Below are 26200 nucleotides of genomic sequence, written 5' to 3' on the forward strand. Positions count from 1 at the left end.
CAGCGGTTACTCGCCCTGCTGCTTGCGGAGACTGTCGATCTCGTGCTGCGGCCACGTCACCGACATGGCACCGCGCGCGAGGAGATCGTTCATCACGTCGGGATCGGTGAGGTAGCGGACCTCGCCGTCATCGAAGATGTAGACCGTGCCGTCGCCGCCCTCCGCGTAGACCACGATCGGGAGCACCTCGGCCGGGTCCGCGGCGCGGCGGCGAGCGTCAGCATCCAGGATGCGCGTATGCACCGCGGCCGGCATTTCGACGATCGAGACCGGCAGGCCGGCGGTCGACTTCGTGCCGCGCACCTCGTCGGGGTGAGTGAAGGGAACGACCAGGCCCGCGATAGCGAAGGACTGACCGATGGTCGAACTGATGATGGTTGCCATGTCTTCGTCCTCCAAAGGATCGGGTTTCGCCGTGGTCTCGGGCTTGATGACGATCGCCGCGAACGCGGGAACGTTGAACGGGTCGAAGTCGCCGATGTGCCACTCTTCGCGGGGGCTGACGAAGTCGACGGTGAAGCCGACCGCACGGCACAGCGCGACGAACCGCGCCCACGCGAGCGACTCGTTCGACGGGGCGAGGGAGCGCCAGTTGTAGACGTCGACCGCGGCGCAGTCGCGGCCCTGGTAGCTCAGGCCGTGCGAGGAGTAGCCGGGCACCGCGGCGAGAATCCCCAACTCGCGCTTGTACCGAACCTGAACGTCGAGCGGGCGGTACCCGTTCCACCCCGGCGTCACGACGAGCAGCACGCCGTACTTTCCGACGCCGAGGCGTCGAAGCTCAGCCCACCGGGCAGCGGTTCCCGCCGGCAGGTAGAAGTCAGGCCCGAGGTAGACGAGATCGCTCAGCGGCGCCTCACCGTTTTTGTAGCGTGGCATTCCGGCCTCCCCTCAGAATCCGACCGCGACCCAGTTCGCACGGCGAAGGCCAGCGGCCCCCGCCGCCCACAGCGCCGTAAAACCGTTCTTCGTCGGATTGATCACACCGCGAAGCGCCCCGCCGCCCCCGGCGTCACCATCGGTGACGACCGTCGAGAGAACACCATTCGGGAACGGCCGGTAAAACCCGATGTTCATCCCGTTGCCGTTCCCATCGACGTTCATCACGCTCGTACCCATCTGCATGAACACGAACGACGTCGGGCTCACACCCGGCTCGACCTCGACGGGGCGACGCCAGGCGGTGCCGTCCCACAGGTACTGACCCGCGCCGATCACGCACTGATCCCCCGGGCTCAGCAGCGAGCCATTCGCGGACGCCCAGTTGTCGGCCGCCGTCTTCGTCGCGAACGACAGGACACCCGACGTCGGGACGAACACGCCACCGCGGGACACCTCGATCTGATGCAGCGGGCGGGCGTCGCCGCGGGTCGTCGCCAGCGGGCGCGCAGCGCTCACCGGGAAGTCACCCCCGGCCAGGGCATCGACGATCTGCGCCTGCTCGGTCGCGTTCGCCGTCGGCACCACGTCACTGATCGACAGCAGCGCCTTCGCGAGCGCATCACGCTTCGGCGCCTCGCCCGCCGCGATCGTCGAATGCTTCTTGACGTCCGTTGCCAAAGCCGTACCCCCTTCGGTCGTGCGGGAACGGCCGCCCGCGGGGTTTCCCCACACGCAGGCGACCGCCCCCTCTCACCACTCCCACCTCACAGGGAGACCACTACCCGACACCCGCCGGGAAGAACTACGCCCCGGGCCGCACACCCGCGAAAGGATGGGCCTTGCATCACGAGCGCGCGGCATCCGCTGGTAGCGCGATGCTCGACGACGTGCCCGCGGCCGGCTACTTGTAGTGGCAGCAGCGGCGACTCGAGGCGAGCCCCCGACCCGGTTGTATACACACGGCGTCGGGAAGACTCAGGCGCAGGAACACCAAAGGCCCGAACCGCCAACCGGTCCGGGCCTTCGTGTCAACTCTTGCGCAAGCTCAGCTTAACAGGTCGCCGCGCCACACGGTATTCACTCGTCCTCAGATCGAGTTTCCACCTGCAGCGGCTCGTCGTCATAAAGAGACATAGTGGGCTTCGGTGAGCCCGCTGGCATTGTCACTTCAGCACCGATGCCAGCCAGCATGGGAACAAAGTGGCTCCGAGCGAAGTCATACAGCGTCTCAACTGCTTCGCTACCCGCCAGAACCTCTTCAAATTGATCCGGTGCGACGTCGTGCGCATTCTTGACGAAGGCTGCGACAGAGATGTCTCCCCAACCGCCGGAACCCCCCGCGTGGAGCGTCGCAAAGACGGGCCAAACATCGCCGTAGGTCGTGTCTATCGGCGTCGGGTCGTAGGTCACGTCCCACTGCACGTGCTGCTCGTCGGACGCGCTCGACGCTCTAACGGCTCGCCACCTGTCAATGTAAGGCGAAACGAGTGCCAACGTAGTGTTCATAGTTTTGCGGCCGCTCCCCAGCGCCAGGTCTTTCCTACGTCGAGATCATTGTCGTCCGAAGTGTCAATGCGACCCCGCGCGTGGTCAGCCATTTTCCGAAGTGCGCGGTGGTGGGTCGTGTATTCAAGGTGAGCGGCGCGAACTTTGTAAGAGATCACAATTTCAGCGGCGATAGAGAAATGGCGCAGTTCGTCGACAGACAGGTCGCCCGGATGCGCGAAAGCAGACTTCAATTCGTCTAAGCCGATGCCAAGGCGTTGCGCGATCAACGCCTCGTCAACGCCGGAATCCGCCTGCGCTGCAGCGAGGGCAATGAATAAGTTCTCCTGGTTGGCGAGGCTGTTACGGGCTACCCAGGCGATCGCGTCAGGAGTGCTGCGCTCGACACCGCCGTGCGCGCACCAACTGATCTCCGTGTTGCTCATGGTCGTTCCTCCTGCCATCAGTCTAGGTGTAGAGGCTATGCCGCAGCCCAGCGGTGCGCCCGGGCTATTGACTCCGCGATCGCTTGGTCCTGCTCTTCGGACCCTTCGTCGCCGTTCGTCTTGTTCGCGAGATGGAGGGCAAGCAGCATCTGCTCTCGAGCCGCTGGCTCGCCGAAGTACAGCCGCATCAGCCGCGGCGCACGCCCGAAAAGACCGCGTCGACCTTCAATGAACGGCTTGAGCTCGGCGATTATCCACTGGATTGGAACCGCCTCCTTGCCTCCTACTTCAACAATAAGAGTGCCGTTTTTCGCTTTTTGTAGCAGCTGTGTGAGCTTCTCGCGTGCATCCGCGTGCTCAGTCTCGCTCATCAGGGGGTCCAGGGTGTTGTCCCACAGGCTGTCCATCTCAGAACGAGCTTCGCTCACCCAGTTCCATTCGTTGCGCGGACGCCCATCGTCATAGATCCTGGCGAACCCGCACCTCGCTCCGACAGGACGCGCGGGCTCATACCGCCTCTCCACCAGCTGCATGTCCCGCAGCATATATGCGTGCCGCGCCGTTGTGCACGGCCCCCTGCGTGAACCGTCCGCTATGCCCGCGCATGGTCTTCGACTCCGCCATGCGCTCCTTCACGGCGAGCAGCGCCGACTCTCGGTACAGCGGCGTCTTCCGCCCGGCGACATACGGTGACGCCTCCGGCACGATCTCGCCAGCCTTCGCCCACCTCTGGAGCGTGCGCAGCGACCCGGCGATAGCCGCGGCCTGCGCGCCGCCGAGCAGCCGGTCGCCGTGCTCCGCGATCGGGCGCGCCGACTCCTCGTCGAACACCCGCTCGGGCCGCAGTGCACGGGATGCCGTCACCGCCTCCTCGGCCGGCTGCTCCCGACGCTCCGCGCCCCACTTGTCGAGCGCATCCTGCACCGACCACGCCTCGCGCACGCCATCCTCATTCGCCGGATGCCGCTCAAGCAGCAGCCGGTACAGCGAGAACACGTCATCTTCGTCAGAGAGCCACGTGTCGAGATGAGCGAGGATGCCAGCCGCCGCGGCCTCGGCGTCGTCGAACGCCTCCGCGGCATCCGAGCGCGGCCACCCGCCACCGGGCGACCAACGCCACAGCCCCTTCTGCACAGCCTCAGACGCGTCGATCAGGTCGGCGGCCACCGGGGCGGGCGCCTCGGGCGACGGCGAGCCGGTACGGCGCGCACGGTCCTCGTAGACGATCGCCGACGTCGGATCGATCAGCGACCGCATCCGGCCGACCAGGTCGGGCACCTCCCGCAGCGCGAACCGGAACCGGCCCCGACACTTCGAGCACACGAGCGTGCCACCGACCGTCGGCTCAGCCGCGCACCCGTCGCACGGAAACGCGTACTCCCGGCCGTCGTAGACCATGCAGTCAGCGAAATGCACGCCCTGCTGAGCGCACCCCAGAACACAGCCCGTCATCGATGCACCCCCTCGATCGTCTTCTGAAGCACGAGCCGCCCACCCTGTCGACCGGACACCCACACGAACGTGCACCCGCTATCACGAGCGGCCTCGTACGCAGCGAGCATGCGAATCTGCCAATCCGTGAGCTCGTACCCGACCGACCTCGCGAAGGCCCGGTACCGCTCGACGACGCGACGCTGCCGGCGGATGGCCCGCCCGGCGCGACGCTCTGCACGTGTGCGGCCCATCAGAACGGCACCTCTTCGCCCGTCGGGACCGACCAGGCGCCCGAGTCGTCGACCGGGGCGTCATACGGCGCGGACGACGGCCGCGCGCCCGACGACCCACGGGATGCCGTGCGCGTCACCTGCGCCGTCGCGTACCGCAGGGACGGGCCGATCTCGTCGACCTCGAGCTCGAGCGACGACCGGTTGTTGCCCTCGCGATCCTGGTAACTGCGCTGCACGAGACGCCCCGTCACGACGACACGGGCACCCTTCGTCAGCGACCCCGCGATGTGCTCCGCGAACTCCCGCCAGGCCGAGCAGCGGAGGAACAGGGGCGCCCCGTCCTTCCACTCATTCGCCTGCCGGTCGAACGCACGCGGCGTGCTCGCGACGGTGAAGTTCACCACCGCCAGACCGTTCTGCGTGTGCCGCAGTTCCGGGTCGGCGGTCAGGTTGCCGACGATCGTCAGCGGGGTCTCTCCGGTCACAGGCTCAGCCCCTCTCGGATCGCGTCGCGCACCGCGTCGAAAGACAGCCCGTCCTCGGCTAGCCCTTCGACGGCGATGTCCGGCCCCATCCACACGGCGATGAGATTGGCGATCCGCTGCTGCTCGACGAGCGCGAGCGTCGCGTGCACTTGCGCAATACCCGCCATCTGAGACGCCAGCGCGTCCGTTATGTCAGGCCTTTCGGCCCCGTCGAGCCAATCCGCAGCCTGCTTCAGGTGGTCGATTCGTTCTCTCGTCATGCCGTCCTTCTCTCGTTTCGTTCTCTCCACCCGGCGGCCCACTTCGCGAGCCGTCCGCGCTCCTTCTCCTGCATCTCGGCGATAAACCGGTCAGCATCGGCCACCGCGGCCAGGTGCCGTTCCCGGGCCGCCTGCCGCGTCCGGCCCGCCGCGAGGTTCTGCGCCCGGTGAAGCTCCTGCTGCACCCGGTCGGTCTCAGAGCCCGGTCGCTCCCGCATCGCGACGGCGAGGGTCGGGCCGGCCTCTTTCAGCGCCGCGCGCCTGTTGACGGGCCAGTCCCACCCGTCACCACTCCTCGCCGGGCTCATCCGTCTGCGCTTCCCACGCGGTCTCCCGGTCGGTGTGCCGCTGCTGCTCTATCCAGAGGTCGTGTTGTCGGCGGGCCGTGCCGCAGGGTCCGCAGGGTCCGAATCGACCGTTCGGATGGTCCGGGCACCCGATCGGCGGGGCATCCATGAGCAGCGGTCGCCGCGGCGGCGCGGCCCTCTCGGCCCGCTCCCGCCACGCGGCCCACTCGCCGTCCCGCTCGGCCTGCTCGGCACGCACCCGCGCCTGCGCCCGCTCCCTCGCGCCCTCTCCCCCCATAGCCGCGGAATTCCTCGGAACTCCGAGCGGCGGGGGCGGCGGGATCTCCGACGTCGCCCCGCGGGTATCCGCCTTCAGTGGACGCCGCAACGCCAGCACCTCGGCCCCCTCGTGCTCGTACCGCACCAGGAACCCCGACTCCTCGAGCATCAGCACGTGCAGAATCACCTGCTCCGTCGCCGCCTCCCCCGGGTAGATCGCCGCGGCGATCAGTTCCGGCACCAGCAGGCACCGCCCATCGACGTCCGTCGCCTTCGTCCACAGACCCAGCGCGGTCGGCTTCGCCTCGTGCGGCGCCCGCAGGTACCCCACGAACTCGAGATCCGCCCCGCTGATCCGGCGCTGAACGCTCCTCGTTGACACCCGTATCGCTACCTCTCGCAAAACCCTTGAAACACAGATCGACGGCCAACTGCACGTAGTGCTCGGGCACGCTGAAACACTCCGTCCAGCCGCGGCCGTACGGCATCAGCGGCCACGCGTCGAGCTCGGAGTCGAACGCGTCGGGGAACCAGCGGCGAAGCTCACGCAACGCCTCCCGCTCCCACGTGGCATCCGTCCCGCGAGCGAGCACGAGCACGTGACCACCGGTCGACGTCATCGCGTCGATGCGATCCCACTGCGACGTGCGCCCGACCTTCAGCACGGCACGCTCGGGCCAGTAGATGACGTACGTCATCGCGAACCGAGGCATCATGCGGCACGCCCCGCGAAGACTTCCCACGCCCGAGCGACGCCGCCCGAGCCGGCGAACAGGTCGCTGAATTCGTCCTGCGGCTCCGCGCCGAGCAGATCAAACACCCACCGGCAGAACGCCGCCGGCTTCGCGCCGGTCACGCGGCCGGGCTCGGTCGTGCGAGCACCCGGACGATAGGCGAGCACATCGACACGTCGCGCGGATCCGAGCGACGCGTCGGCCGCGGCCACCAGCGACGCGTTCGCGGCCGCACCGCGCGACGCGTCTCGCTCGACGTCAGACACGACACGTCGCGTTTCGCCGGCACCGCGCGACGCGTCGGCCAGGTCCTCCGCGACGCGTGCACCTGGTCGGCGCGACGTCTTCTCGCCCGCCATGGTGGAACGCGACGCGTCACGACGCCCGCCCCAGTAGATCACCGGCTCCCACGCGTTGAGCGGGCCCGCGCTACGGGTCGGGCGCTCACCTCGAACCCACGCCGCCACCCGCGCCCCGGGAGGGCACAGTGCTAGCACCTCCTGCAGCGCACGCGCCGACGTCGAGAGCGCCCACCCGTCGAACCCGTTCAGCTGCTCGACGAGACGCCTGTGATCGACCTCCCCGGCGAAGTCAGGGTGATCGCCGTAGTACCGCTTCGACAACCCCGGGTAGGGCGGATCAGCGTAGGCCAGACGCAAGACGTCGTCACCGCGGGCCCCCGCGACGCCTACACCCGAGTTGAACCGGTGCCGCGCCTGACGGCAACGCACCGAGCAGCACACCGAGTCACGACGGGCGGTCGCCGGGATCGGACCACGGCACCACGCACACGATCGACCGCTCATCGTGCCGCCTCCCGCGCCTCGGTCTGCATGACGGCACGCGCCAGCGCCGCCACCTGCGACATGCCAAGCGGCTGCGGAACGAGTCGGGGCGCGCGGAGGAGTACACGGAGCGAACGGCCGTGCTTCACCATCAGCCCCCACCCCTCGGGCAGTTCACCGTCGCGCACGATCGCGGCATCCGACGCGACCAAATACCAGCCGTGGCAGTAGCGCTTCCGGGCCTCGGCCTTCTCGGGGTCGCGGAACTCGGTCAGCCAGTCCGACCGGGACACCTTCAGTTCGTGGCCGATCAGCGTCGGCGTGCGCGCGTCCCACGAGATGACCCCCTGCTGCGCGAGCGACTCCTGCTCTCGATATGGCAGGTGCTCAAATCCGTGACTGCTGAACATGCGCACGGCGAGGAAGTCAGCGATGCGGGAGCGGTCGAAGCTGACCCCGATCGGCACGTGCTCGGCGCGCGCGTGCTCGCGGCCGACATAGCTCCCGTTCTTATAGGTGCGGCCGTATCGGACGCACAGGCGATCTAGCATCGTGCGCTCGGTCTCGTCGCTCATCGCCGCCCCCCTCGGCCGCGCGCCGCGGGCGCGGGGGCGGGCACCGCCGGCAGCCCGAGGCGCACCCGGTAGGCCTTGTGCGCCTCGGTCACCTTCGAGCAGAGCCCGGCCTGGTCGAGACGCAGGGTCGACTGCCCGCACAGCTTGCACTTCGGGTAGTCGGCCTGCATCCGGTCGATGCGTGCCGACGTCGCCGCCCACTCGCGGCGCAGGTGCTCCGTCCGGCGCCCGTCGATCTTCGACCCGGCGTCATCCCACCCACCGCGGGGCAGGGCGGCGACCTCGGGCGAGCAGCATCCCAGCTTGCACCCCTTCGTCACGACGCCCACCGCTCCTCCTCCTGCCCGGCGACCCACTGCCGCTCGAACTCCGCATATGTCACCCGAGGGTGCTCCTCCCAGTGCTCGACGAGCTCGGGCGACGCGTACGCGTACGCCCGCACCGCTGGCCCCATGAACAGCGACACCGCGTCGACCTGCGCCCGACGTCCGCGCTCGTTCAGCAGGGCGCCGTTCGTCGCGACCTCCGCCCGGGTGTACGCCGAATGCAGCACCTCGTCGGACGCCTCCCGGCACTCGCGCCACACGGCGAATGCCTCCGAGATCACGCTCACGCGGCATGCTCCAACTCCTCTTCGTCGGGCTCGTCGGCAGGCGCATAGCCGCCGTCGTCGTCGAGCCGCACCCACCCGAACAGGGCGTGCAGCAGGGGCACGTCGACCGGGCGGCGGATGCCGATCCGGGGGACACGGAAACCGAGGCGCGCGGGCACCTCGTTGCGGGTGATCTCGCCGTGGCATCCGGCGACACCGTCGCCGCAGAGCAGGACACCGTTCGCAGCGAGCGCCAGGTAAGCGCGTGGCTGCACCCGGCCCTTGCTCGCGCGCTTCACGCCGCCCGCGCCGCGATCCTCGCGGTGATGCACGGACCATCCGCCGGGACCGGGGCCGCGACGCTCCCAAACCAGGAACGCGCCGCACTTCGCACACCGGCCGCTGTCGCGCTCCCAGATCAGTTCGACCGCCGCGGGCTTGAACTCAGCCGGGCCGGTCAAGATGAACACCCGGCGATCGACGCAGCGACTAGGAGCAGGCTCACGAACAGCGACGTCGCAAACGTCGCCACCGGACGCCGGTCGCCGTAGATGACTGCCACTGCCAGCATGCCGAGCGACACGAGCGCGGCGATCAGGGCCACGACCCCCACGACGACGAAGATCATCGGGCACCGCCGCGAGTCCCGGGCGTGACCAGGCGCGGGACGTCCGGCGCGGGCGGGCGGGGCACGGGTGCCGGCATCGCGGCGGTCTCGATGCCACGGTCGCAGCGGTGCACCTCGGCCGCCCCCCACGGGAGCGCGCGCACAAGCGCCTCGAGCTCGGCGGCTTCGGTATCCGACAGGAGCGGTCCGGGCTCCCCGTCGGCGGGCTCGACCGGCGCGGGCGCGGCGGCGCGGGGGCGCGGCTTGCCCGGGTCGGGGCGGTCGCCGATGACGTCGGCGAAGGCGCGGGCGAGCGCGGCGCGCAGCACATACGACTCGAACCGCTCGGTCGGGTTTTCGAGCCACACGTCGACCCAACGTCGGCCGGTGTCGGTCAGCGACTCGTCGCCGGGCAGCGCCTCCACCCACCGCCGGTAGACGACGGTCTCGACGCCATCGCGTCGCACGGTTGCGCGCGCGGCGGCGGGCGGCTCGGCGTTCAACCACAGCGGCACCCACACCTCGCCGTCGGCGGTGAACTCCACCGGGTCGATCTCGAGGCGCGAGCCCGACGACAACGCGAGGCGCGTGTACTCGGCGAGGGTCTGCGAGACGTCGTCGACCGGGGCGTTAGCCGGGGGCCGCTCGGCACCGCGCAGGCGGGACGCCCTGATCTCGGTCGGGATCTGAATGTCATCGATAGTCGTCATGCCGTCAGCCCTCCCAGGCCTTCGTTGTGGTCGTAGACCGCCCAGTTCGGCGGAATCGCGATCTGCAGTTCCTGCGGGTAGCCGGGCCACGCGCCCGACTCGATGCCGGCGGCGAAGCGGCGGCGCGCCTCGGCGGCCCCGGCGTAGCCCATCTCGAGGTACTCGCGGCCGAGCACGTACGTCGCCGTCAGGTAGGGCGGTTCCTTCTCGACGACCACGAACACGAACTGGTCGACGCCGCCACCGGCAGCGGCGAGGGTGTCGAGGTAGTGGCCGACCTGGACGTGATAGCCGAGCTCGGCGACGGTCTTCGAGAACTTCACGGGCGTTGCCAGGCCGTGCTTCGTCTTCAGGTCGACGGCGAACCGGCGGCCCGACCCGCTGCCGAGGTAGTCGAACCGGCACCGCTGCTCGATACCCGTCTCGTCGTCACGGGAGAACACCGACAGTTCGGCGTCGCCCTGCTGCTCGAACATGACGCGGGCCATCGCATGCGCCAGCACCGATTCCGCCATCGCGTCCACCTCGGCGATCTCGGGCGCTTTGAGCGGGATCGCGTTCGACTCGCGGGCCGCGGCGACCCAGTCTTTTGCGGCGACGCTCGAGATCGCGCGGTTCGGCCCCGACAGCAACTCATCCGGGATCTCGACGACGTCCCACCCCGTGCCGAGCACCTTCGCGTGCACCGCCGAACCGACGTCATACGCCTTTTTGTGCGGCGGCTTGTTCTCCATCCAGTGCGCGAAGCGAGCGGGCGCCTGCAGCAGCTGCCGGGCACCGGTCGATGACAGCGCCGGGTGCGCGTGGTACGTCACCTCGTCGAGATCGGGCACAAACCCCTCGAGCGCGCTCACGCCTGCCCCCCTCGGCTATGACGGTCGCGCCACCAGGCGACGGCGAGACAGGCGCAGAGCACGCCTGCGATCGGCAGACCCAGCTGCGGCGGGAAGTAGTCGGGATTCACATCGACCTCCTGCGGTCGGTTTCGGGCAGCACGGAACATCGGCCGTGTCGCCGAGAGATGGTGAGGGGTGGGTTAGCGGGCGAGCGCCCAGACCTCGGCGCGGCGGGTGCCGGTCGGGCCAGGCTTGAAAGACGGCGTACGGGTCAGCCACCGTTTCCGCTCGAGCTCGGGGCAGCAGGACCGCAGTCGCTGATCCGAGTAGGTCGATCCGAGGCGGCGGCCCCAGGCGACGACCTCGTGCTCGGCGAGGGCCGTCACGCCCTCCTCGCGGGCTATCTGGAAGATGGCGAGCACCTCCATCTGTGAGCGGGCGAGATCCGTGTCGGCGACCGCCTCGGCCGAGGTGACCGGGTCGGCGTCCCGGGTGCGCAGCGTGACCCCCATCAGGCGGCGCCCCCGTCGTAGGCGCGCTCGGCGCGGCGGTCGACGCAGGCGAAGTTCTTCGCCGCCCGCGACTGCCGGTCGATCCGCTCCTCACGCTCGGTGCGGACCCGGCGGGACTCGAGCGCCTTCACGACCGGCATCCCCGGGATGGCGAGCGTGCGCCGCGTGCCGCTCATGCCTCGAGCTTCCGAGTGAAACCGTGCGTGCGGTTCGCGGCCTGCTCGGCGATTACACCGGCCAGCAGGCGCGCGGCGCTCTTCGACGCGTTCGCGTAGGCACGCTCCCAGCCGTCGGCGGCCAGCACGCTGTGCACGGTCGCGAGCGCCATACGGTCACGCTCGACGCGCAGCGCCTCATCGTTCAGCGCCTGAGCAGCCGAATCCGCGACGCGCTGCGACCGGGCGAGCACCTCGCGATGCGTCGGCGCTACGGGAGCCGGGCGATCGACGATCAGCGCCTCCACCTTCGGGGCGCTCACGCGGTCACCGCCTCTTCGGGAAAGCCGACGTAGGCGAGGCGGGAGAGCAGCGCGCGGGAGAGTGCGAGCGTCTCGGCCGGGGTGAGGTAGCGGACGCCGTCACGCTGCTGCATGACGACGACGCGCTGCCCGTCGATCGTGGTCGTGTCGATCGTGAACGTGTCGCTGTCGAACGACGCATCGACGACAAGAGCGACCGGGCGCTCGACGGCGGGAACGGTATCGGTGTTGCGGTCAGGCATGTACTGCCCCTTCAGGTGAGGTGGGTTTGTGACGCCGCGGCCTGCGTCGGGTCGGTGATTCGCTCTCGCATCCACGCGTCGAGATCGACGGGATAGAAGACGTTCAAGCGGCCTTGCTTGAATTTGCGCGGGCCTTGGTCCGCGGCGAGGAGGTTTCGGAAGGTCTGATAGGCGAGACCGCTATACGTCGCGGCCCCTCGTGTGGTGAGGACGGGGCCGCCGCGGCCAGAGGAGCCGGTCACGATGCCACCGCGTGCGCGGGCTCCTCTGCCCGGCGCAGCAGTTCTTTCGCGTCCATGCCGAGCCACATCGCGACAGCCATCAGTTCAGTGACGCTGAACGCGACGGCCCCGCTCAGGCGGCGACCGGCGGTGTGCGCGGTGATGCCGAGCACCCGCGCCATCTCCCCCGCCGTGCGCTTTTGCCGTGCCATCTCGGCCCGCACCTCGCCCGCCAGGCGCTGCGCGGCGGCCAATCCGACTGCTGCGTGATTTGTCATGTGACGAGAATGAATGACTTGTCATGCGCTGTCAAGCTAGTCATGCGTATTGACTAAAAATCATGCAGCGGACATACTCAGATCCCGTGGACAACTACTCTCAGCGCCTCGCCGACGCTCTCGTTTCCGAGATCAAAGCCGAGATGGGCCGGCAGGATCTCTCTTCCCGCGCCCTCGGTCGTCTGATCGGCGAGACCTCGCAGTACATGTCAATGCGCCTCGACGGAGGAAACCCCCGCACGGGCGAGCGCGTGACGCTGAACGTGCGCGACCTCTACTCGATCGCGAGCGCGCTCCACATCGACCCCCTAGACCTGATGAGCAGAGCGCAGCGCGTCGCCAGCGAGGCCACCAACGTGACCCCGTTCCCGACCCGCAATGTCGGAACCCCCACCGAAGATGACTTGTACCTCGCCGCCCGCGCCGCCGACCCCGAACCCACGGACGAACAGCCCTCATATGACGACCCCAGTTGACCTTCGCCTCCTCGACTTCGCCGAGGCGATCGGCGTCACCATCGAGTACGTGCGCATGCCCGCTGACCGCGACGGAATCTATGACCACGACGCCCGCCGCATCCGCCTGCGTCGCGGAATGTCGGCCCGCCATCACCGGTCGGTGCTCGCGCACGAGCTCGGGCACGCGGCGTTCGGAGACTGCCATACGCGCTTCGGTCCCGTGCACGCGAAACAGGAACGCCGCGCGGAAGAATGGGCCGCGCTCCGCTTGATCGACCTCGACGACTACCGGCACCTTGAAGCCGTGCACGCCGGCCACCCCGGCGCGATCGCCGTCGACCTCGACGTCATGCGCAGCACGGTCATCGCGTTTCAGAGCCTGCTCGAGCGTCTGGGCGACAACGTCTACATGCGCCCGCGGATGGGCCTCGGAATGTGGGAGCGACGCGAGGGCGTCGCCTGATGGCTCGGCCGCCGCTCGAACTCGAGACGTGGGGGCGCATCCGCCGCATGACGGTGAAGGGCAAGCCGACCGCACGCGCCTACTATCGGGATTCCGACGGCGTCACACGGTCGATGGACCGGCAGGGCAAGACCCCCGCCGAGGCTGAGCGCAATCTCGTGCGGGCGCTGAAACAGCGCCTGGCCCCCGCGAGCGACGATCTCACCGCAGACACGACCGTCTCCGACCTCGCGACGCGTTGGCTCGAGTCCCGCACCCGCCTCGCCGAAGGCTCGGTACGGATCTATCAGAACGCCATCACGAAGCACATCACCCCGGGTCTCGGCAGCGTGCGCTTGCAGGAGTGCAGCGTGCCACGGCTCGACCGGTTCCTTGTCGCGCTCGCGCGGTCATCCGGGCCGGGCACCGCGAAGACGACGCACGTCGTGCTGAGCGGAATGTTCACCCTCGCCGCCCGACACGGGGCCGTGCGCGCCAACCCGATGAGCGACGTCCCCGCACCCGAGCGCGCGAAACGGACGGCGCGAGCAGCCGCCCCCGACCGCTCGGCGGTACAGGGCATCCTCGACCGCTTCGAGCAATGGGACGCCGGGTCTGAGCCTCGCGACGAGAGCGATCGTCGACCGCGCCGCGCGCGCGCGAGCGACCTCGCCGATACGGCGAACATGTTCGTCGGCTCGGGCATGCGCACGGGCGAGGTCTTCGCACTCCGATGGGATGCGCTCGACCTCGTCGCACAACGGGTCATCGTCCGCGGGACGATCGCGCAGGATCGCGACGGGAAGATGTTCGTGCAGGAAGTGACGAAGAGCGACGCCGGTTATCGCGAGCTCGAGCTACCCGCCGAGACGGTCGACATGCTGATGCGGCGACGGGTCTCGTCGTTCTCGCAGTTTGTGTTCCCCTCGAGCGTCGGCACATTCCGGCATCCAAACAACTACCGCACGACGTGGCGCGATGCTCTGAAGGGCACAGCGTGGGAAGGGGTGACGCCGCGCAGCTTCCGCAAGACCGTGGCGACCGTCGTCCGCGATGAGCTCGGGATCGAAGCGGCGCGCGATCAGCTCGGCCATGAGGAGACTAAGACGACGGAGCGCAGCTACGCCGACGAGATCCACCGCGGCCCCGCCGCCGCATCCGTTCTGTCGAAACTGCTCACGCGAAAACCGTGAGTAAAACGTGAATCGGCCCCGCACCTTCGAAAAGGAGCGGGGCCGATTCTGCGTCTGACCTGCGGATTCTGGTGCCGGCTACAGGACTTGAACCTGCAACCCCCGTATTACAAGTACGGTGCGCTACCAATTGCGCCAAGCCGGCGTGAGACGCGGGACGTCTCGATGGACGAGTCTAGAGCGGTGGAGCTCCCTCTCGAGACAGCTCAGTCGCGGTGCGTGCCGCTCTCGCGGTCCCACTCGAGCGACTTCCACTGCAGGAACGAGCAGAGGTTTCCGGCCACCACGAGCTCAGCGGCCAGGCTCGCCATCTCGTGCGGAGAGAGCGTCAGGTCTTCGGGGCGCGAGGTGAGCGTCGCTTCCCAGAGCGGCTCGTCGTAGCCCTTGGGCTGCATGTAGACCGACACACGCGCGTTGGTGAGGTTCATCACCACGAGACCGGTGTCCTGGCTGTCGGCGTCCTCCTGCTCGACGACCTTGAGCTGACCCGCGAACAGATGGCCTTGGTCGCGGAATTCCTGCACCCACGCCTTCAGTTGCGTGAGAGACCGCCGCGGCGGGGAGTCCTCAAGCTCTTCGTTCATGTCTCCAGAATCTCATACAGCGGCGCGTTCGCACCGAACCGATCACCCCGCGGGGGTGGCAGAAGGCGTGGTCGACGGCGTCGGCGTGGCGGTCGAGTAGTACGCGTTGCTGTCGACCGTGAGCACGAACTGCGCGAACTCCTTCGCGTCGTCCATGTTGCCGACGTACTCGGTACCGTTCACGAGCACCGTCGGGGTCGCGGTCAGCGCCTGCCCCTTGGTTCCCGGCAGACCTTTGATCGCACGGTCGGTGGCGGCCTTGGCCCACGCGGTGTAGGTCTCGCCCTCGATGCAGTCGCGGACGGCGGCGATGTCGCCCACCCCCGCGCCCTGCGCCATGTCGGCGAGCTGCTGGTCGCTGTAGCCGTCGGAATCGACAGCGGGCTGATTCGTGAGCAGCTCGTGGTTGTAGGCGAAGAAGCGGTCGGACGAGTGCGTCGCCACGCAGGCGGCCGCCCCGGCCGCGCGCAGGCTGTACTTCGTGCCGTTCGACTTCGACGTGAGCATCGCGACGGGGTAGTACGTGAGGGTGGCAGCCTTGTCGCCCACCCACTTCGACAGCTGGCTCGCGTTGGCGGTCTGGAACTCGCGCGCCTCGGCCGACATGTAATCGACGTAGACACGGATGTCGACGGGCGCTGCCGTGCCGGTGGGCTCGGGAGTCGGCTCGGTCGTGGGCGCGGGCTCTGCGGCCGGAGGAGTGGCCTGTGCCGACATCGTCGCGGCGCTTCCGTCGACGGTCTGGTCGGCGAGGGGGTCGGCCACCTGCGAAGCGCTCGTGATCACGAAGCCGTCGTCGGTCGCGGCGTCGGGAAGAGCCTGCGAGCGCGCCTCGCGCGAGTTCAGGGCGAACGAGACACCGACCGCGGCGATCGCGATCACGGCGACCGCACCGATGCCCAGCAGCGAGCGACGCGCGATGCGCCACCGCGTCTGCTTCGCCTTGACCTGCTGCGCCTTCTCGCGGACCGCCTCACGGCGATCGCGTTCTGCTGGCACATTCGGTGACTGGTCGTTGGACATGAAACCTTCCGGGCACGGACGATGCCGCATGAAATCGGGGGGCCGCTCGGGTGGGGCGGACGAGCATCGATGGTAGCCAGGCTGGCTGAGAAATGACCAGACACGTGCGATACTGACGAATGCGTCCAACGTCGGGCGCACGGGGTCGCCCCCGTTCATTCCATTCACTACGGATCGTCCGGCACGTACCTGCCGGTGAAGGAGAAGAGAAAATGGCGTCCGTCACCTTCGACAACGCAACCCGTCTGTACCCCGGCGGCACCCGCCCCGCGGTCGACAAGCTCAACCTCGATGTCGCCGATGGCGAGTTCCTGGTCCTGGTCGGTCCCTCCGGCTGCGGTAAGTCCACCTCGCTGCGCATGCTGGCCGGCCTCGAAGAGGTCAACTCGGGTCGCATCCTCATCGGCGACCGCGACGTCACCGACGTCCCGCCGAAGGACCGCGACATCGCGATGGTCTTCCAGAACTACGCGCTGTACCCCCACATGACCGTGGCCGAGAACATGGGCTTCGCGCTCAAGATCGCCGGCGTGGGTAAGGAAGAGCGCGCCTCGCGCGTGCTCGAGGCGGCGAAGCTCCTTGACCTCGAGCAGTACCTCACCCGCAAGCCGAAGGCCCTCTCGGGTGGACAGCGTCAGCGCGTCGCCATGGGCCGCGCGATCGTGCGTCAGCCCCAGGTGTTCCTCATGGACGAGCCGCTGTCGAACCTCGACGCCAAGCTGCGCGTCCAGACCCGCACCCAGATCGCATCGCTCCAGCGCCGCCTCGGCGTCACCACCGTCTACGTCACGCACGACCAGACCGAGGCGCTCACCATGGGCGACCGCATCGCCGTGCTGAAGGACGGCCTCCTGCAGCAGGTGGGCACGCCCCGCGACCTGTACGAGACCCCGAAGAACGTCTTCGTCGCCGGCTTCATCGGCTCCCCCGCCATGAACCTCTTCACCGCCGACCTGGCCGAAGGCGGAGTCCGCTTCGGCGACGTCGTCGTCCCCGTCGAGGCCGACACCATCGGCAAGGCCAACGGCTCCGAGGTCACCATCGGAGTTCGTCCGGAAGACATCCAGGTCGCTCCCGCCGACGGCCGCGGCCTCACGGTCGTCGTCGACCTCGTCGAGGAACTCGGCGCCGACGGCTACCTCTACGGCCACACCGAGATCAACGGCAAGCGCACCGACCTCGTCGCGCGCGTCGACGGTCGCCGTCACCCCAACGCGGGCGAGACGGTCGTGCTGGCGCCGGTCCCCGGTCACGTGCACGTCTTCGACCTCGAGACGGGCGACCGTCTCACCGACCGGGCCATCGCTTCGGCCTGACCCACACCGACGCGGCGCGTCCCCGATCCCGATCCGTCGGGTCGAGGGCGCGCCGCACCGTTTTCCCGGAGGATTCCGTGTCCGATTCCCTCAGCATCACCGCGAGCGCCGTCGACCCGGGCCTGCTGCAGTTGCCCTGGTCGACGGGTCTCGCCGACTGGCCCAGCAGTCACATCGTGGCGCTGCCCAAGGGCATCTCGCGGCACCTCGTGCGCTTCGCCAATCTCTCCGGCCGGGTCGTCGCCATCAAAGAGACGACCGAGGAGATGGCGCGTCGCGAGTACGACATGCTCGGCAACCTCGACCGTCTCGACGCCCCCTGCGTCGATCGTGTCGCCGTGATCGCGGGCCGGACCGACGCCTCGGGACGCCCCCTCCCCGCGGCCCTCGTCACCGCGCACCTGCGTTTCTCGCTCCCCTACCGCGCCCTGTTCACCCAGGTGCTGCGCCCGCACACCGCGACGCGCCTCGTCGACGCCCTGGCGGTGCTGCTCGTGCGTCTGCACAACGTCGGTTTCTACTGGGGTGACGTCTCGCTGTCGAACACGCTGTTCCGCCGCGACGCCGGCGAGTTCGCGGCCTACCTCGTCGATGCCGAGACCGGCGAGCTGCACGGCAACCGTCTGACCCCCGGCCAACGCGCGCACGACCTCGACATCGCCCGCATCAACATCGCCGGCGAGATCATGGACCTCGAGGCCGGCGGCCGCCTCGAGGGCGGGGTGGATGCCGTGGCCATCGCCGACGGACTGGTGTCGTCGTACCACTCGCTGTGGGGCGCCCTCACCGACAAGGAGTCGTTCGCGGTCGACGAGTCGTGGCGCATCACCGAGCGCGTGCACCGTCTGAACGCCCTCGGCTTCGACATCGGCGAGATGTCCATCCGCACGGCGAGCGACGGCACGAAGGTGTCGATCCAGCCGAAGGTGGTGGATGCCGGCCACCACCAGCGCCGTCTGCTGCGCCTCACCGGTCTCGATGTCGAAGAGAACCAGGCCCGCCGCCTGCTGAACGATCTCGACGAGTTCCGCGCCCGGGTCTCCCGCCTGGGCGCCGATGAAGAGATGGTCGCGCACGAGTGGCTCACGCGCGTTTTCGAGCCGATCGTCATGGCCATCCCGTGGGACCTGCGCGCGAAGCTCGAACCCGCCGAGGTGTTCCACCAGGTGCTCGAACACCGCTGGTACATGTCGCAGGCTCGCGGCCGCTCCGTCCCCCTCGCCGAGGTCGTGAGCTCCTACATCGACGACGTCCTGCGCCACCGCCGCGATGAGGCCACGGTCATGGGCCCGCCCACCGACACGATGTCACTGCCCACGATCTCCGACGCCGATGCCCCCGCCACCGGCGAGATCCCCACGACCGACACCGACTCGGTCGACTGGCGCGACCTGGTCTGACGCCGCCGGTCCCCGCGAAGCGACGAGGCCGTGGCATCCGGAATCGATCCAGGATGCCACGGCCTCGGTGCGTCGCGGGCTCAGTACCCCACGGTGAAGCGTCCGCGCGTGTGCTTCGGGTTCTCGATCTCGTCGAGGACGGCGATCGCGAAGTCGGCGCCACCGATGAACGAGTTGCCCTCGCCGTCGACGACAAGCACGTCGCCGCCGTCGCGGTACGAACCGGTGCGCTCGCCCGGTGCCCACGAGCCGAAACCGCCGGCCGGGTGAACGTAGAACCAGTCGCGGCCGGTGTCGTCGGCCTGGAGGTCTTCGAGGATGCCGATCGCCTCGCGCGCCTCGGGCTTGTACTCCTCGGCGAAGCCCTCCGTGTCGATCAGGCGCGGCCCGCCCTCGGCCACGAGCGACCCGCCGGCGCCGCCGACGACGCCCACGCGGACGTTCTCGGGCAGAGCCGTGACGAGCTCGGCGATCGCGGGGCGGAGCTTGCCCTCCATGTCGCCACGGGGAGCAGCGGCCGAGACCACGACGTCGACCCCCTCGAGCTGGGCGACGAGACCGGGGACGTCGAGGACGGTTCCCTCGAGGTAGGTGGCGCCTTCGATGCGCTCGGTGGGCACCGAGCGCGCGATCGAGACGACCGTGTGGCCACGGCGGACGGCCTCGGTCACGATGTGGCTACCGGCGTAACCGGTGCCTCCGATGACGGCGATACGGGGCATGAGCGTTCCTCTCGATGGATCAGACGGTGCCGCGGAGCGTCGACACCTGGTACAGGGCGACGGATGCCGCGATGCCGGCGTTCAGCGACTCGGTCGCGGCGGAGATGGGGATCGACACGACCTGGTCGCACGTCTCGGTGACCAGGCGCGACAGCCCCTTGCCCTCGGAGCCGACGACGATCACGACGGGGCGGTCGGCGAGCTCGAGAGCCGGCAGCGATACGTCGCCGTCGCCGTCGAGGCCGAGCACGAACACGCCCTGCTTCTTGAACTCCTTCAGCGTGGCCGTGAGGTTGGCCGCGAGGGCGACGGGGATCCGGGCGGCGGCCCCGGCGCTGGTCTTCCACGCGGCGGAGTTGACGCTCGCCGAACGACGCTGCGGGATGATCAGGCCCTGACCGCCGAACGCGCCGGTTGAGCGGATGATCGCGCCGAGGTTGCGGGGGTCGGTGACACCGTCGAGGGCGACGAGCAGCGGCACCTGACCGCGGTCGATGATCTGCTCGAGCAGGTCCTGCGGGTGGGCGTACGCGTACGGGGGGACCTTGAGCGCGACGCCCTGGTGCACGCCGTCGAAGCCGGCCATGCGGTCCAGCTCGGGTCGCGTGACCTCGAGCACCGGGATGCCGCGGTTCGTCGCCATCGACAGCATCTCTTTGACGCGGTCGTCCATCTCGATGCGCTGAGCGACGTACATCGCCGTGGCGGGGATCTTCGCCCGCAGCGCCTCGAGCACGGAGTTGCGGCCGGTGACCGTCTCGGTGTCGTCGGTCGCCTTCGCGCTCTTGCGGTTAGGGTTGCTGCCGACCGCGCGCACGCCGGGCTTCGCCTTGCCACCGGCGGCGGCGTAGCGCTCCTGGGCTGCCTTGCGCTTGCCGGCCGGGTGCCAGGCGCGGTCCTCGGCCTTCGGGGTGGGACCCCGCCCCTCGAGCGCCTTGCGGACGTGGCCGCCGGTGCCCTTCAGAGGGCCCTTCTTCTTGCCGGGGTTGCGTGCTCCCGGGCGTCCAGGCTTAGCCATCGATACTCCAATGCGTTCCGGCCGGAGTGTCCTCCAGCGTGATTCCTGCGGCGGCGATCGCGTCTCGAATGCGATCCGCGGCCGCCCAATCCTTGTCCGCGCGCGCGTGCGCACGCTGCGTGATCATTGTCTGGACGAGGGCGTCCAGAGCGGCGGTCTGCGCTCCCCCGCCGGTGTCACCCCACTGAGAAGAGTGGGGGTTGATCCCCAGGACGAGCGTCATCTGCACGACGTCTGAGACATCCTGCTTCGCCTCATCGTACTTGCCGGCGTCGAGCAGCGCATTCCCCGACCGGATGCTCGTGTGGATCGCGGCCAGCGCCCGGGGCACAGAGAGGTCGTCGTCCATCGCCTCGACGAACTCCGCCGGGAGGCCTTCCTTCGCCTCGGGCCACCCCGGCTGGACGAGACGCCGGGCGCGGTCGAGGAACGTGCGGATCCGACCCAGGGCCGTCTCGGCCTCGGCCCACGACGCCTCGCTCAGGTCGAGGTTGGAGCGGTAGTGCGCCGCGGCGAGGGCGTAGCGCACCACGAGCGGATCGTGAGCGGCGAGCACGTCGGCGGCGAGGGTGAAGTTGCCCAGCGACTTCGACATCTTCTGACCGTCGACCGTCACCAGACCGTTGTGCACCCAGTACCGCGCGAAAGCGTTCCCGGCCGCCGTCGACTGAGCGATCTCGTTCTCGTGGTGCGGGAAGCGCAGGTCGAGACCGCCGCCGTGGATGTCGAACTCCGGTCCGAGGTAGCGGCGGGACATGGCCGAGCACTCGATGTGCCATCCGGGCCGCCCCTCGCCCCAGGGCGAGTTCCAGGTGGCGGACGCCGGCTCGTCGGGCTTCGCACCCTTCCACAGGGCGAAATCGCGGGGATCGCGCTTACCCCGGGGATCGGCGTCGGCCGCCGGCTCCATGGCATCCAGGCTTTGACGGGTGAGTTCGCCGTACGCGGGCCACGAGCGCACGTCGAAATACACGTCACCGGCCGCGGAATAGGCGTGTCCGCGCTCGATCAGCTCGGCGATGAGCTCCTGCATCTGCGTCACCGATGCCGTCGCGCGGGGTTCGTAGGTGGGGGGAAGGATGCCGATGGCGTCGTACGCCCGCGAGAACTCGAGCTCCATGCGGTAGGCGAGAGCCCACCACGGCTCGACCTCGGTCGCGTTGGCGAGGACCTTGTCGTCGATGTCGGTGACGTTGCGCACGAAGGTGACGCGGCCGAAGCGGTGGGCGAGCCACCGGCGCAAGAGGTCGAAGGCCAGGGCCGCGCGCACGTGACCGATGTGCGGACCCGATTGGACGGTCGGACCACAGACGTAGACCGTGATGTTCGCGGGGTCGAGGGGGACGAAGTCGCGGAGTCCCTGCGCCTTCGTGTCGTACAGCCGAACAGTCACCCTTTCAGCCTACCGGCCGCCCCTCCGCGCGACCCGTGCACGAAACATGCGGTCGCTAGGGTGCGGGAGTGCCTCTCGTGATCCGCCCCGATGACCTGTCCGGAGACGCCACGCGCGCTCTCGTCGCCGCCCACCTCGCGGGCATGCTCGAGAACACACCCGCCGAGAGCGTGCACGCGCTCGACGTGGATCGACTCACCGCGGACGGCATCACCGTGTGGTCCGCCTGGGTCGACGACGAACTGGCCGGCATCGGCGCCTGCAAAGACCTGGACCGCGACCGCGCCGAGCTGAAATCGATGCGGGTGGCCGAGGGCTTCCTCGGCCAGGGCATCGGCCGCGCGATCCTTCGGCACATCATGGACGATGCGCGGGAGCGCGGCATCCGGAGTCTCTGGCTCGAGACGGGGAGCACCGACGCCTTCGTGCCCGCTCGTCGCCTTTACGCGAGCGAAGGCTTCGTCGAATGCCCGGCGTTCCCGCCCTACGCGCCCGATCCGCTGTCGACATTCATGACCCGCACGGTCGAGGCGCCCTGATCCCGCGCCCCCTCGACCCGGGCGCCTGCTGCCCCGTCAGCCTCGGGCACCACTCGGCCAACACCTAGGGAACAGGCGTCTCATAGACGTGTGCGATGTCGAGTGCGGTCCCCGTGGACAGCGCTCCTCCCTCCCTCGGCGATCCTGGCGACCCCGGATCGAAACCGTGACGGCACCCCCACCGACGACGAGCGTGAAGCCGTCCCCGCCGCACTGACGCCACGCCGCACACCGTTCCGGACAGAACGACTCCCGTGCCGCCCGTTCGCGCTGCGCGCGGCGTCCACCGCAGCGGGCCCGTGAGCGGGAGGCGGTGAGAGCGACCGCCCGACTTGGACAGCGAGAGGCCAGGGCGCGGGGGCGCGCCCGGATGAAGGAAAGAGGACGAAGAACTATGGAGCAACAGCACGACGACATGTCGATCGAGGCGGTGTTCGCGCATCACGCCGATCGTCCGGCACTGCGAGAGCGGTTCGGAGCAGACGTCGAGGACACCAGCTTTCGCGAGCTGTGGGACCGAGCCAGTGCGGTTGCGGCCGCGCTCGGTGAAACCGTCTCGCCCGGCGACCGGATCGCGATGCTCGGAGCGGCGACCGCCGACCTCGTGACGCTCGATCTCGCGTCGTGGATCCTCGGCGCGGTGAGCGTGCCCCTCCAGGCGAGCGCGTCGCTCGAGGCCCTTCACGCGATCATCGACGAGACGGAGCCGGTGTGGCTCGCGGCCTCTGTCGAGCAGTCGGCCATCGCTCAGGCCCTCACCGAGGCAGCCGCCGGAGACGTGCGGACGATGGTGCTCGACACGGCGTCCGACACCGACACATCGCGTCCGACGCTCACCGAGCTCGTCATCCGCGGCGAGCTCCTGCCACGCCCGACCCCGTGGCATCCCGCGGCGGGCGAAGACCCCCTCGCGCTCCTGATCTACACGTCCGGCAGCACCGGAACCCCGAAGGGCGCGATGTACTCGCGCTCCATGGTCGAGAGACTGTGGCTCGCACGCCGGCCCGGCGTCGACGAGGGCGGCACCGACGACATCGTCGGCTACGCCTACCTACCGATGAGCCACCTCACCGGCCGCGCCGCGGTCTTCGCCACGCTCGGACGCGGCGGAACTCTCGCGCTCGCGACTTCGACGGACCTGTCGGCGCTGTTCGACGATCTGCGCACGTTCGCCCCGACCGAGTTCGTCTTCGTCCCTCGCGTGGCGGAGATGGTTCGGCAGGAGGGCGATCGCGACGAGCAGCGTCGCCTCGCCGCGGGCGATACGGATCAGGATGCCGTTCGCGCGGCTGTGCATGCCGACCTCCGCGTGCGGGCGTTCGGGGGACGGATCCGCCGGGCGATCTGCGCCAGTGCTCCGCTCACCCCCGAGCTCCGCACCTACATCGAGGAGTGCCTCGGCACGGCGCTGCACGACGTCTACGGCTCCACCGAAGCGGGCAGCATCCTCCACGACGGGGTCGTGCAGCAGCCGCCCGTCACCGCGCACAAGCTCGTCGACGTGCCCGAGCTCGGCTACCGCGTCACCGACCGTCCGCACCCGCGGGGAGAGCTGCTGGTGAAGAGCACGTCCACGATCACGGGATACTTCCGCCGGCCGGACGTCACCGCCGCGGTCTTCGACGAGGACGGCTTCTACCGGACCGGCGACATCATGGCGCAGACCGGACCGGGCACCTACGAGTACCTCGACCGTCGGAACAACGTCATCAAGCTGTCCCAGGGCGAGTTCGTCGCGGTGGCGGCGCTCGAGGCCACGTACGGCGGGACGCCCGAGGTGCGTCAGATCGCGTTGCACGGCGACAGCCGACACGCGTTCCTGCTCGCGGTCGTCGTGCCCGCGGATGCGGGATCGTCGGAGCGCGACGTGCTCGCCGCTCTGCAGCGCACCGCCCGCGAGCATGGCCTCGCCCCCTACGAGGTGCCCCGCGGAGTGATCGTCGAACCGGAGCCGTTCACGGTCGAGAACGGCTTGCTCTCGGACGCGCGCAAGCTCCTGCGGCCGCGCATCACGGCACGGTACGGCGAACGGCTCGCGACCCTCTACGCCGACCTCGCGGAGGAGCGCAGCGGCGCTGTGGTGGCAGCCCTCCGCGAGCGCGTCGGCGCCGAGCCGACGCTCGACACCGTGGTGCGCGCGGCCCGCGAGTTCCTCGGCGCCGAGGTGTCCTCGGCAACCGCCGCGGCAGCCCGGTACTCCGATCTGGGCGGTGACTCGCTGTCGGCGCTGACGTTCTCCGGGATGCTCGAGGACGTCTTCGGTACCGAGGTGCCCGTCGGTGTCATCACCGACCCGACGAACGATCTCACCGCCATCGCTGCGTTCATCGATCGCTCGACCGCCGACGATCGGCCCACGGTGGCTCGTGTGCACGGTACCGCCCCGTCGACGCTGCGTGCGAGCGACCTGCGCCTCGACCGGGTGCTCGGCGACATCCCGGAGCCGGTCCTGCGTGCCTCGCGCGCCCCCGCGACTCCGGAGAGCGCTGCTCGCGGCCGCACCGTCCTGCTCACGGGCGCCAACGGATACCTCGGACGGTTCCTGGCCCTCGACTGGCTCGAACGCCTCGCTCCGGTGGGCGGAACACTCGTGTGCATCGTTCGCGGTTCCGACGACGCCGACGCCCGACGTCGCCTCGACGCCGCGTTCGCCGCAGACCCCGCCTTCGCCGAACGCTTCGCAGACCTCGCAGCCTCGCTCGAGGTGAGGGCCGGCGATGTCAGCGAGCGCTCCCTCGGTCTCGACGAGCCGCGGTGGCGCGACCTCGCCGCCCGCGTCGACCTCATCGCGCACGCCGCCGCCCTCGTCAATCACGTCCTGCCGTACACGGCGTTGTTCGGTCCGAACGTCGTAGGCACCTCCGAGATCATCCGCCTCTCGATCGCCGCCGGCAGCGTGCCCGTCACCTTCGTCTCGAGTGTCGCGGTCGCCGGTGGCGCGCGGCCGACCGTCGAAGCCGCGGCCGACCCGGCCGCCCCCGCCGCGCTCGACGAACGTGCCGACATCCGCGACACGATCCCCGTGTGGAGCATCGGAGACGAGTACGCCAACGGGTATGGCGCGAGCAAGTGGGCGAGCGAGGTGCTGCTGCGCGAAGCGCACGAGCAGTACGGCGTGCCGGTGGCGGTGTTCCGCTCCGACATGGTTCTGGCGCACCCACGCTGGCGCGGCCAGGTGAACCTGCCCGACGTCTTCACCCGGCTGGTCTGGAGCGTCCTCGCCACGGGCCTGGCACCGGAGTCGTTCGTTCGGCGTGGTGCCGACGGCGAGCGTCTGCCGTCCCACTACGACGGCTTGCCGGCCGACTTCACGTCCGCCGCCATGAACGCGATCGGCGCCTCCACCAACGGGGGATACCGCACCTACAACGTGGTGAACCCGAACGACGACGGCGTCTCCCTCGATACCGTCGTCGACTGGCTCCAGGACGACGGGTATGCCATCGAGCGCGTCGCGGACCACGCCGAATGGGTGGACCGGTTCCGCACGGCGCTGGAGTCGCTGCCCGACGAGGATCGTGCGCGATCGGTTCTGCCGCTGATGCACGCGTTCGCCACCCCCGAGGAACCGCACGCCGGCTCGACCATCCCCGCGGATGCGTTCGTCGAAGCCATTCGGACGATCCACCCGCTCGGATCGCCGGATATCCCCTCCATCGACCACGCGCTCATCACGAAGGTGGCGGACGACCTCTCGTTCCTGGAGCTGCTCGCGCCGTCACGGCGCGCCGTGGCCTGACCTCGGATGCGA

The 26200-nt window shown here is 69.3% G+C and carries 36 protein-coding genes and 1 tRNA gene; 7 read left to right on the forward strand and 30 right to left on the reverse strand.

What is annotated here, in order from left to right; genetic code table 11:
- Positions 1 to 6 precede the first annotated feature (6 nt).
- The 24 genes from J2X55_RS11945 to J2X55_RS12060 form a co-directional block, all read right to left on the reverse strand.
- Entirely contained in the window at positions 7 to 879 is an 873-nt protein-coding gene (locus J2X55_RS11945; RefSeq protein ID WP_309823642.1) for a hypothetical protein, read from the reverse strand.
- A 12-nt stretch (positions 880 to 891) separates the two neighbouring features.
- Positions 892 to 1560, reverse strand: a complete 669-nt coding sequence (locus tag J2X55_RS11950) for a hypothetical protein (protein WP_309823644.1) — start codon at positions 1558 to 1560, stop codon at positions 892 to 894.
- 399 nt (positions 1561 to 1959) lie between these two features.
- Entirely contained in the window at positions 1960 to 2304 is a 345-nt protein-coding gene (locus J2X55_RS11955) for a hypothetical protein (protein WP_309823646.1), read from the reverse strand.
- Between the two features lie 80 nt (positions 2305 to 2384).
- Positions 2385 to 2813: a hypothetical protein gene (locus J2X55_RS11960; protein WP_309823648.1), complete on the reverse strand. Its 429-nt coding sequence runs from the start codon at positions 2811 to 2813 to the stop codon at positions 2385 to 2387.
- 35 nt (positions 2814 to 2848) lie between these two features.
- Entirely contained in the window at positions 2849 to 3346 is a 498-nt protein-coding gene (locus tag J2X55_RS11965; protein ID WP_309823650.1) for a hypothetical protein, read from the reverse strand.
- Positions 3321 to 4211 carry a hypothetical protein gene (locus J2X55_RS11970; protein WP_309823652.1) on the reverse strand — a complete coding sequence of 297 codons (891 nt, stop codon included), beginning with the start codon at positions 4209 to 4211 and terminating at the stop codon, positions 3321 to 3323. Before J2X55_RS11970 ends, J2X55_RS11965 begins: the two co-directional genes overlap by 26 nt.
- A 286-nt stretch (positions 4212 to 4497) precedes the next feature.
- Positions 4498 to 4965, reverse strand: coding sequence for a single-stranded DNA-binding protein (locus J2X55_RS11975; RefSeq protein WP_309823653.1), 468 nt, complete (start codon positions 4963 to 4965; stop codon positions 4498 to 4500).
- Complete coding sequence (locus tag J2X55_RS11980) at positions 4962 to 5225, reverse strand: hypothetical protein (protein WP_309823656.1); 264 nt, start codon at positions 5223 to 5225, stop codon at positions 4962 to 4964. The genes J2X55_RS11975 and J2X55_RS11980 overlap by 4 nt, the downstream gene beginning before the upstream one ends.
- A complete protein-coding gene (locus J2X55_RS11985) occupies positions 5222 to 5533 on the reverse strand; it encodes a hypothetical protein (protein WP_309823658.1) in 312 nt (103 codons plus the stop codon). Before J2X55_RS11985 ends, J2X55_RS11980 begins: the two co-directional genes overlap by 4 nt.
- On the reverse strand, positions 5511 to 6173 hold the full coding sequence (locus J2X55_RS11990; RefSeq protein ID WP_309823659.1) for a hypothetical protein: 663 nt from the start codon (positions 6171 to 6173) through the stop codon (positions 5511 to 5513). The genes J2X55_RS11985 and J2X55_RS11990 overlap by 23 nt, the downstream gene beginning before the upstream one ends.
- 330 nt (positions 6174 to 6503) lie before the next feature.
- Entirely contained in the window at positions 6504 to 6884 is a 381-nt protein-coding gene (locus J2X55_RS11995) for a hypothetical protein (protein WP_309823662.1), read from the reverse strand.
- Positions 6885 to 7327: 443 nt separating this feature from the next.
- Positions 7328 to 7885, reverse strand: coding sequence for a hypothetical protein (locus J2X55_RS12000; protein WP_309823663.1), 558 nt, complete (start codon positions 7883 to 7885; stop codon positions 7328 to 7330).
- Positions 7882 to 8214 carry a hypothetical protein gene (locus J2X55_RS12005; RefSeq protein WP_309823665.1) on the reverse strand — a complete coding sequence of 111 codons (333 nt, stop codon included), beginning with the start codon at positions 8212 to 8214 and terminating at the stop codon, positions 7882 to 7884. The genes J2X55_RS12000 and J2X55_RS12005 overlap by 4 nt, the downstream gene beginning before the upstream one ends.
- Positions 8202 to 8498, reverse strand: a complete 297-nt coding sequence (locus J2X55_RS12010; RefSeq protein ID WP_309823667.1) for a hypothetical protein — start codon at positions 8496 to 8498, stop codon at positions 8202 to 8204. The genes J2X55_RS12005 and J2X55_RS12010 overlap by 13 nt, the downstream gene beginning before the upstream one ends.
- Positions 8495 to 8947 carry a hypothetical protein gene (locus J2X55_RS12015; RefSeq protein ID WP_309823668.1) on the reverse strand — a complete coding sequence of 151 codons (453 nt, stop codon included), beginning with the start codon at positions 8945 to 8947 and terminating at the stop codon, positions 8495 to 8497. Before J2X55_RS12015 ends, J2X55_RS12010 begins: the two co-directional genes overlap by 4 nt.
- A complete protein-coding gene (locus tag J2X55_RS12020) occupies positions 8935 to 9105 on the reverse strand; it encodes a hypothetical protein (RefSeq protein WP_309823670.1) in 171 nt (56 codons plus the stop codon). Before J2X55_RS12020 ends, J2X55_RS12015 begins: the two co-directional genes overlap by 13 nt.
- On the reverse strand, positions 9102 to 9794 hold the full coding sequence (locus J2X55_RS12025; RefSeq protein ID WP_309823672.1) for a hypothetical protein: 693 nt from the start codon (positions 9792 to 9794) through the stop codon (positions 9102 to 9104). Before J2X55_RS12025 ends, J2X55_RS12020 begins: the two co-directional genes overlap by 4 nt.
- Complete coding sequence (locus J2X55_RS12030; RefSeq protein ID WP_309823674.1) at positions 9791 to 10648, reverse strand: PD-(D/E)XK nuclease-like domain-containing protein; 858 nt, start codon at positions 10646 to 10648, stop codon at positions 9791 to 9793. The genes J2X55_RS12025 and J2X55_RS12030 overlap by 4 nt, the downstream gene beginning before the upstream one ends.
- Before the next feature lie 182 nt (positions 10649 to 10830).
- Complete coding sequence (locus tag J2X55_RS12035) at positions 10831 to 11142, reverse strand: hypothetical protein (RefSeq protein WP_309823675.1); 312 nt, start codon at positions 11140 to 11142, stop codon at positions 10831 to 10833.
- Complete coding sequence (locus J2X55_RS12040) at positions 11142 to 11318, reverse strand: hypothetical protein (RefSeq protein WP_309823677.1); 177 nt, start codon at positions 11316 to 11318, stop codon at positions 11142 to 11144. Before J2X55_RS12040 ends, J2X55_RS12035 begins: the two co-directional genes overlap by 1 nt.
- A complete protein-coding gene (locus J2X55_RS12045) occupies positions 11315 to 11620 on the reverse strand; it encodes a hypothetical protein (RefSeq protein ID WP_309823679.1) in 306 nt (101 codons plus the stop codon). The genes J2X55_RS12040 and J2X55_RS12045 overlap by 4 nt, the downstream gene beginning before the upstream one ends.
- Positions 11617 to 11862 (reverse strand): hypothetical protein, encoded by a 246-nt coding sequence (locus J2X55_RS12050; protein ID WP_309823680.1) that lies wholly within the window; start codon positions 11860 to 11862, stop codon positions 11617 to 11619. The genes J2X55_RS12045 and J2X55_RS12050 overlap by 4 nt, the downstream gene beginning before the upstream one ends.
- Before the next feature lie 11 nt (positions 11863 to 11873).
- Positions 11874 to 12104, reverse strand: a complete 231-nt coding sequence (locus J2X55_RS12055) for a hypothetical protein (RefSeq protein ID WP_309823681.1) — start codon at positions 12102 to 12104, stop codon at positions 11874 to 11876.
- Positions 12101 to 12361, reverse strand: a complete 261-nt coding sequence (locus J2X55_RS12060; RefSeq protein WP_309823683.1) for a helix-turn-helix domain-containing protein — start codon at positions 12359 to 12361, stop codon at positions 12101 to 12103. The genes J2X55_RS12055 and J2X55_RS12060 overlap by 4 nt, the downstream gene beginning before the upstream one ends.
- Before the next feature lie 86 nt (positions 12362 to 12447).
- Between J2X55_RS12060 and J2X55_RS12065 the strand changes: the two genes are divergently transcribed.
- From J2X55_RS12065 to xerC, 3 genes are read left to right on the forward strand one after another with little or no spacing between them, the layout of a single operon-like run.
- Positions 12448 to 12837 carry a hypothetical protein gene (locus J2X55_RS12065; protein ID WP_309823685.1) on the forward strand — a complete coding sequence of 130 codons (390 nt, stop codon included), beginning with the start codon at positions 12448 to 12450 and terminating at the stop codon, positions 12835 to 12837.
- On the forward strand, positions 12821 to 13282 hold the full coding sequence (locus tag J2X55_RS12070) for an ImmA/IrrE family metallo-endopeptidase (RefSeq protein ID WP_309823687.1): 462 nt from the start codon (positions 12821 to 12823) through the stop codon (positions 13280 to 13282). Before J2X55_RS12065 ends, J2X55_RS12070 begins: the two co-directional genes overlap by 17 nt.
- Positions 13282 to 14454, forward strand: a complete 1173-nt coding sequence (xerC, locus tag J2X55_RS12075) for a tyrosine-type recombinase/integrase (protein ID WP_309823689.1) — start codon at positions 13282 to 13284, stop codon at positions 14452 to 14454. Before J2X55_RS12070 ends, xerC begins: the two co-directional genes overlap by 1 nt.
- Before the next feature lie 69 nt (positions 14455 to 14523).
- Here xerC and J2X55_RS12080 read toward each other — a convergent pair.
- The 3 genes from J2X55_RS12080 to J2X55_RS12090 all read right to left on the reverse strand — a co-directional run bounded on the left by J2X55_RS12080 (position 14524) and on the right by J2X55_RS12090 (position 16061).
- Positions 14524 to 14599, reverse strand: a tRNA-Thr gene (locus tag J2X55_RS12080).
- Positions 14600 to 14660: 61 nt separating this feature from the next.
- Positions 14661 to 15038, reverse strand: coding sequence for a hypothetical protein (locus J2X55_RS12085; RefSeq protein WP_115919039.1), 378 nt, complete (start codon positions 15036 to 15038; stop codon positions 14661 to 14663).
- Positions 15039 to 15080: 42 nt separating this feature from the next.
- Complete coding sequence (locus tag J2X55_RS12090; protein ID WP_115919041.1) at positions 15081 to 16061, reverse strand: thioredoxin domain-containing protein; 981 nt, start codon at positions 16059 to 16061, stop codon at positions 15081 to 15083.
- A 212-nt stretch (positions 16062 to 16273) separates the two neighbouring features.
- Here J2X55_RS12090 and J2X55_RS12095 point away from each other — a divergent pair, with 212 nt between their 5' ends.
- Complete coding sequence (locus J2X55_RS12095) at positions 16274 to 17377, forward strand: sn-glycerol-3-phosphate ABC transporter ATP-binding protein UgpC (protein ID WP_309823691.1); 1104 nt, start codon at positions 16274 to 16276, stop codon at positions 17375 to 17377.
- 77 nt (positions 17378 to 17454) lie between these two features.
- Positions 17455 to 18777 (forward strand): DUF4032 domain-containing protein, encoded by a 1323-nt coding sequence (locus tag J2X55_RS12100; RefSeq protein ID WP_115919045.1) that lies wholly within the window; start codon positions 17455 to 17457, stop codon positions 18775 to 18777.
- A gap of 80 nt (positions 18778 to 18857) precedes the next feature.
- Here J2X55_RS12100 and J2X55_RS12105 read toward each other — a convergent pair whose 3' ends face one another.
- The 3 genes from J2X55_RS12105 to cysS are packed head-to-tail and all read right to left on the reverse strand — an operon-like array spanning position 18858 to position 21910.
- Positions 18858 to 19499, reverse strand: coding sequence for an NAD(P)H-binding protein (locus tag J2X55_RS12105; RefSeq protein WP_309823694.1), 642 nt, complete (start codon positions 19497 to 19499; stop codon positions 18858 to 18860).
- Between the two features lie 19 nt (positions 19500 to 19518).
- The gene (rlmB, locus tag J2X55_RS12110) at positions 19519 to 20517 is read right to left on the reverse strand and encodes a 23S rRNA (guanosine(2251)-2'-O)-methyltransferase RlmB (RefSeq protein ID WP_210111998.1); all 999 of its coding nucleotides are present in this window, start codon (positions 20515 to 20517) and stop codon (positions 19519 to 19521) included.
- Positions 20510 to 21910: a cysteine--tRNA ligase gene (cysS, locus tag J2X55_RS12115; RefSeq protein ID WP_309823696.1), complete on the reverse strand. Its 1401-nt coding sequence runs from the start codon at positions 21908 to 21910 to the stop codon at positions 20510 to 20512. Before cysS ends, rlmB begins: the two co-directional genes overlap by 8 nt.
- A gap of 68 nt (positions 21911 to 21978) precedes the next feature.
- On the opposite strand from cysS, the gene J2X55_RS12120 reads away from it, so the two are divergent.
- Positions 21979 to 22449, forward strand: a complete 471-nt coding sequence (locus J2X55_RS12120; protein ID WP_309823697.1) for a GNAT family N-acetyltransferase — start codon at positions 21979 to 21981, stop codon at positions 22447 to 22449.
- 394 nt (positions 22450 to 22843) lie between these two features.
- Entirely contained in the window at positions 22844 to 26188 is a 3345-nt protein-coding gene (car, locus tag J2X55_RS12125) for a carboxylic acid reductase (RefSeq protein ID WP_309823699.1), read from the forward strand.
- Positions 26189 to 26200: the final 12 nt, after the last annotated feature.

It is taken from the genome of Microbacterium sp. 1154 (assembly GCF_031455375.1).
In the GTDB taxonomy this organism is placed as follows: Bacteria; Actinomycetota; Actinomycetes; order Actinomycetales; family Microbacteriaceae; genus Microbacterium.

Coding starts and splice junctions, on each gene's coding strand:
- J2X55_RS12095 (WP_309823691.1), top strand. CDS start 16,274: ATGGCGTCCGTCACCTTCGACAACGCAACCCGTCTGTACCCCGGCGGC.
- J2X55_RS12050 (WP_309823680.1), bottom strand. CDS start 11,862: ATGCCTGACCGCAACACCGATACCGTTCCCGCCGTCGAGCGCCCGGTC.
- J2X55_RS12020 (WP_309823670.1), bottom strand. CDS start 9,105: ATGATCTTCGTCGTCGTGGGGGTCGTGGCCCTGATCGCCGCGCTCGTG.
- xerC (WP_309823689.1), top strand. CDS start 13,282: ATGGCTCGGCCGCCGCTCGAACTCGAGACGTGGGGGCGCATCCGCCGC.
- J2X55_RS12070 (WP_309823687.1), top strand. CDS start 12,821: ATGACGACCCCAGTTGACCTTCGCCTCCTCGACTTCGCCGAGGCGATC.
- J2X55_RS11980 (WP_309823656.1), bottom strand. CDS start 5,225: ATGACGAGAGAACGAATCGACCACCTGAAGCAGGCTGCGGATTGGCTC.
- J2X55_RS12060 (WP_309823683.1), bottom strand. CDS start 12,361: ATGACAAATCACGCAGCAGTCGGATTGGCCGCCGCGCAGCGCCTGGCG.
- J2X55_RS11945 (WP_309823642.1), bottom strand. CDS start 879: ATGCCACGCTACAAAAACGGTGAGGCGCCGCTGAGCGATCTCGTCTAC.
- J2X55_RS12085 (WP_115919039.1), bottom strand. CDS start 15,038: ATGAACGAAGAGCTTGAGGACTCCCCGCCGCGGCGGTCTCTCACGCAA.
- J2X55_RS12035 (WP_309823675.1), bottom strand. CDS start 11,142: ATGGGGGTCACGCTGCGCACCCGGGACGCCGACCCGGTCACCTCGGCC.
- rlmB (WP_210111998.1), bottom strand. CDS start 20,517: ATGGCTAAGCCTGGACGCCCGGGAGCACGCAACCCCGGCAAGAAGAAG.
- J2X55_RS11985 (WP_309823658.1), bottom strand. CDS start 5,533: ATGAGCCCGGCGAGGAGTGGTGACGGGTGGGACTGGCCCGTCAACAGG.
- J2X55_RS11995 (WP_309823662.1), bottom strand. CDS start 6,884: ATGGCGGGCGAGAAGACGTCGCGCCGACCAGGTGCACGCGTCGCGGAG.
- J2X55_RS12040 (WP_309823677.1), bottom strand. CDS start 11,318: ATGAGCGGCACGCGGCGCACGCTCGCCATCCCGGGGATGCCGGTCGTG.
- J2X55_RS12105 (WP_309823694.1), bottom strand. CDS start 19,499: ATGCCCCGTATCGCCGTCATCGGAGGCACCGGTTACGCCGGTAGCCAC.
- J2X55_RS12000 (WP_309823663.1), bottom strand. CDS start 7,885: ATGAGCGACGAGACCGAGCGCACGATGCTAGATCGCCTGTGCGTCCGA.
- J2X55_RS11960 (WP_309823648.1), bottom strand. CDS start 2,813: ATGAGCAACACGGAGATCAGTTGGTGCGCGCACGGCGGTGTCGAGCGC.
- car (WP_309823699.1), top strand. CDS start 22,844: ATGGAGCAACAGCACGACGACATGTCGATCGAGGCGGTGTTCGCGCAT.
- J2X55_RS11970 (WP_309823652.1), bottom strand. CDS start 4,211: ATGGTCTACGACGGCCGGGAGTACGCGTTTCCGTGCGACGGGTGCGCG.
- J2X55_RS12025 (WP_309823672.1), bottom strand. CDS start 9,794: ATGACGACTATCGATGACATTCAGATCCCGACCGAGATCAGGGCGTCC.
- J2X55_RS12090 (WP_115919041.1), bottom strand. CDS start 16,061: ATGTCCAACGACCAGTCACCGAATGTGCCAGCAGAACGCGATCGCCGT.
- J2X55_RS11965 (WP_309823650.1), bottom strand. CDS start 3,346: ATGCAGCTGGTGGAGAGGCGGTATGAGCCCGCGCGTCCTGTCGGAGCG.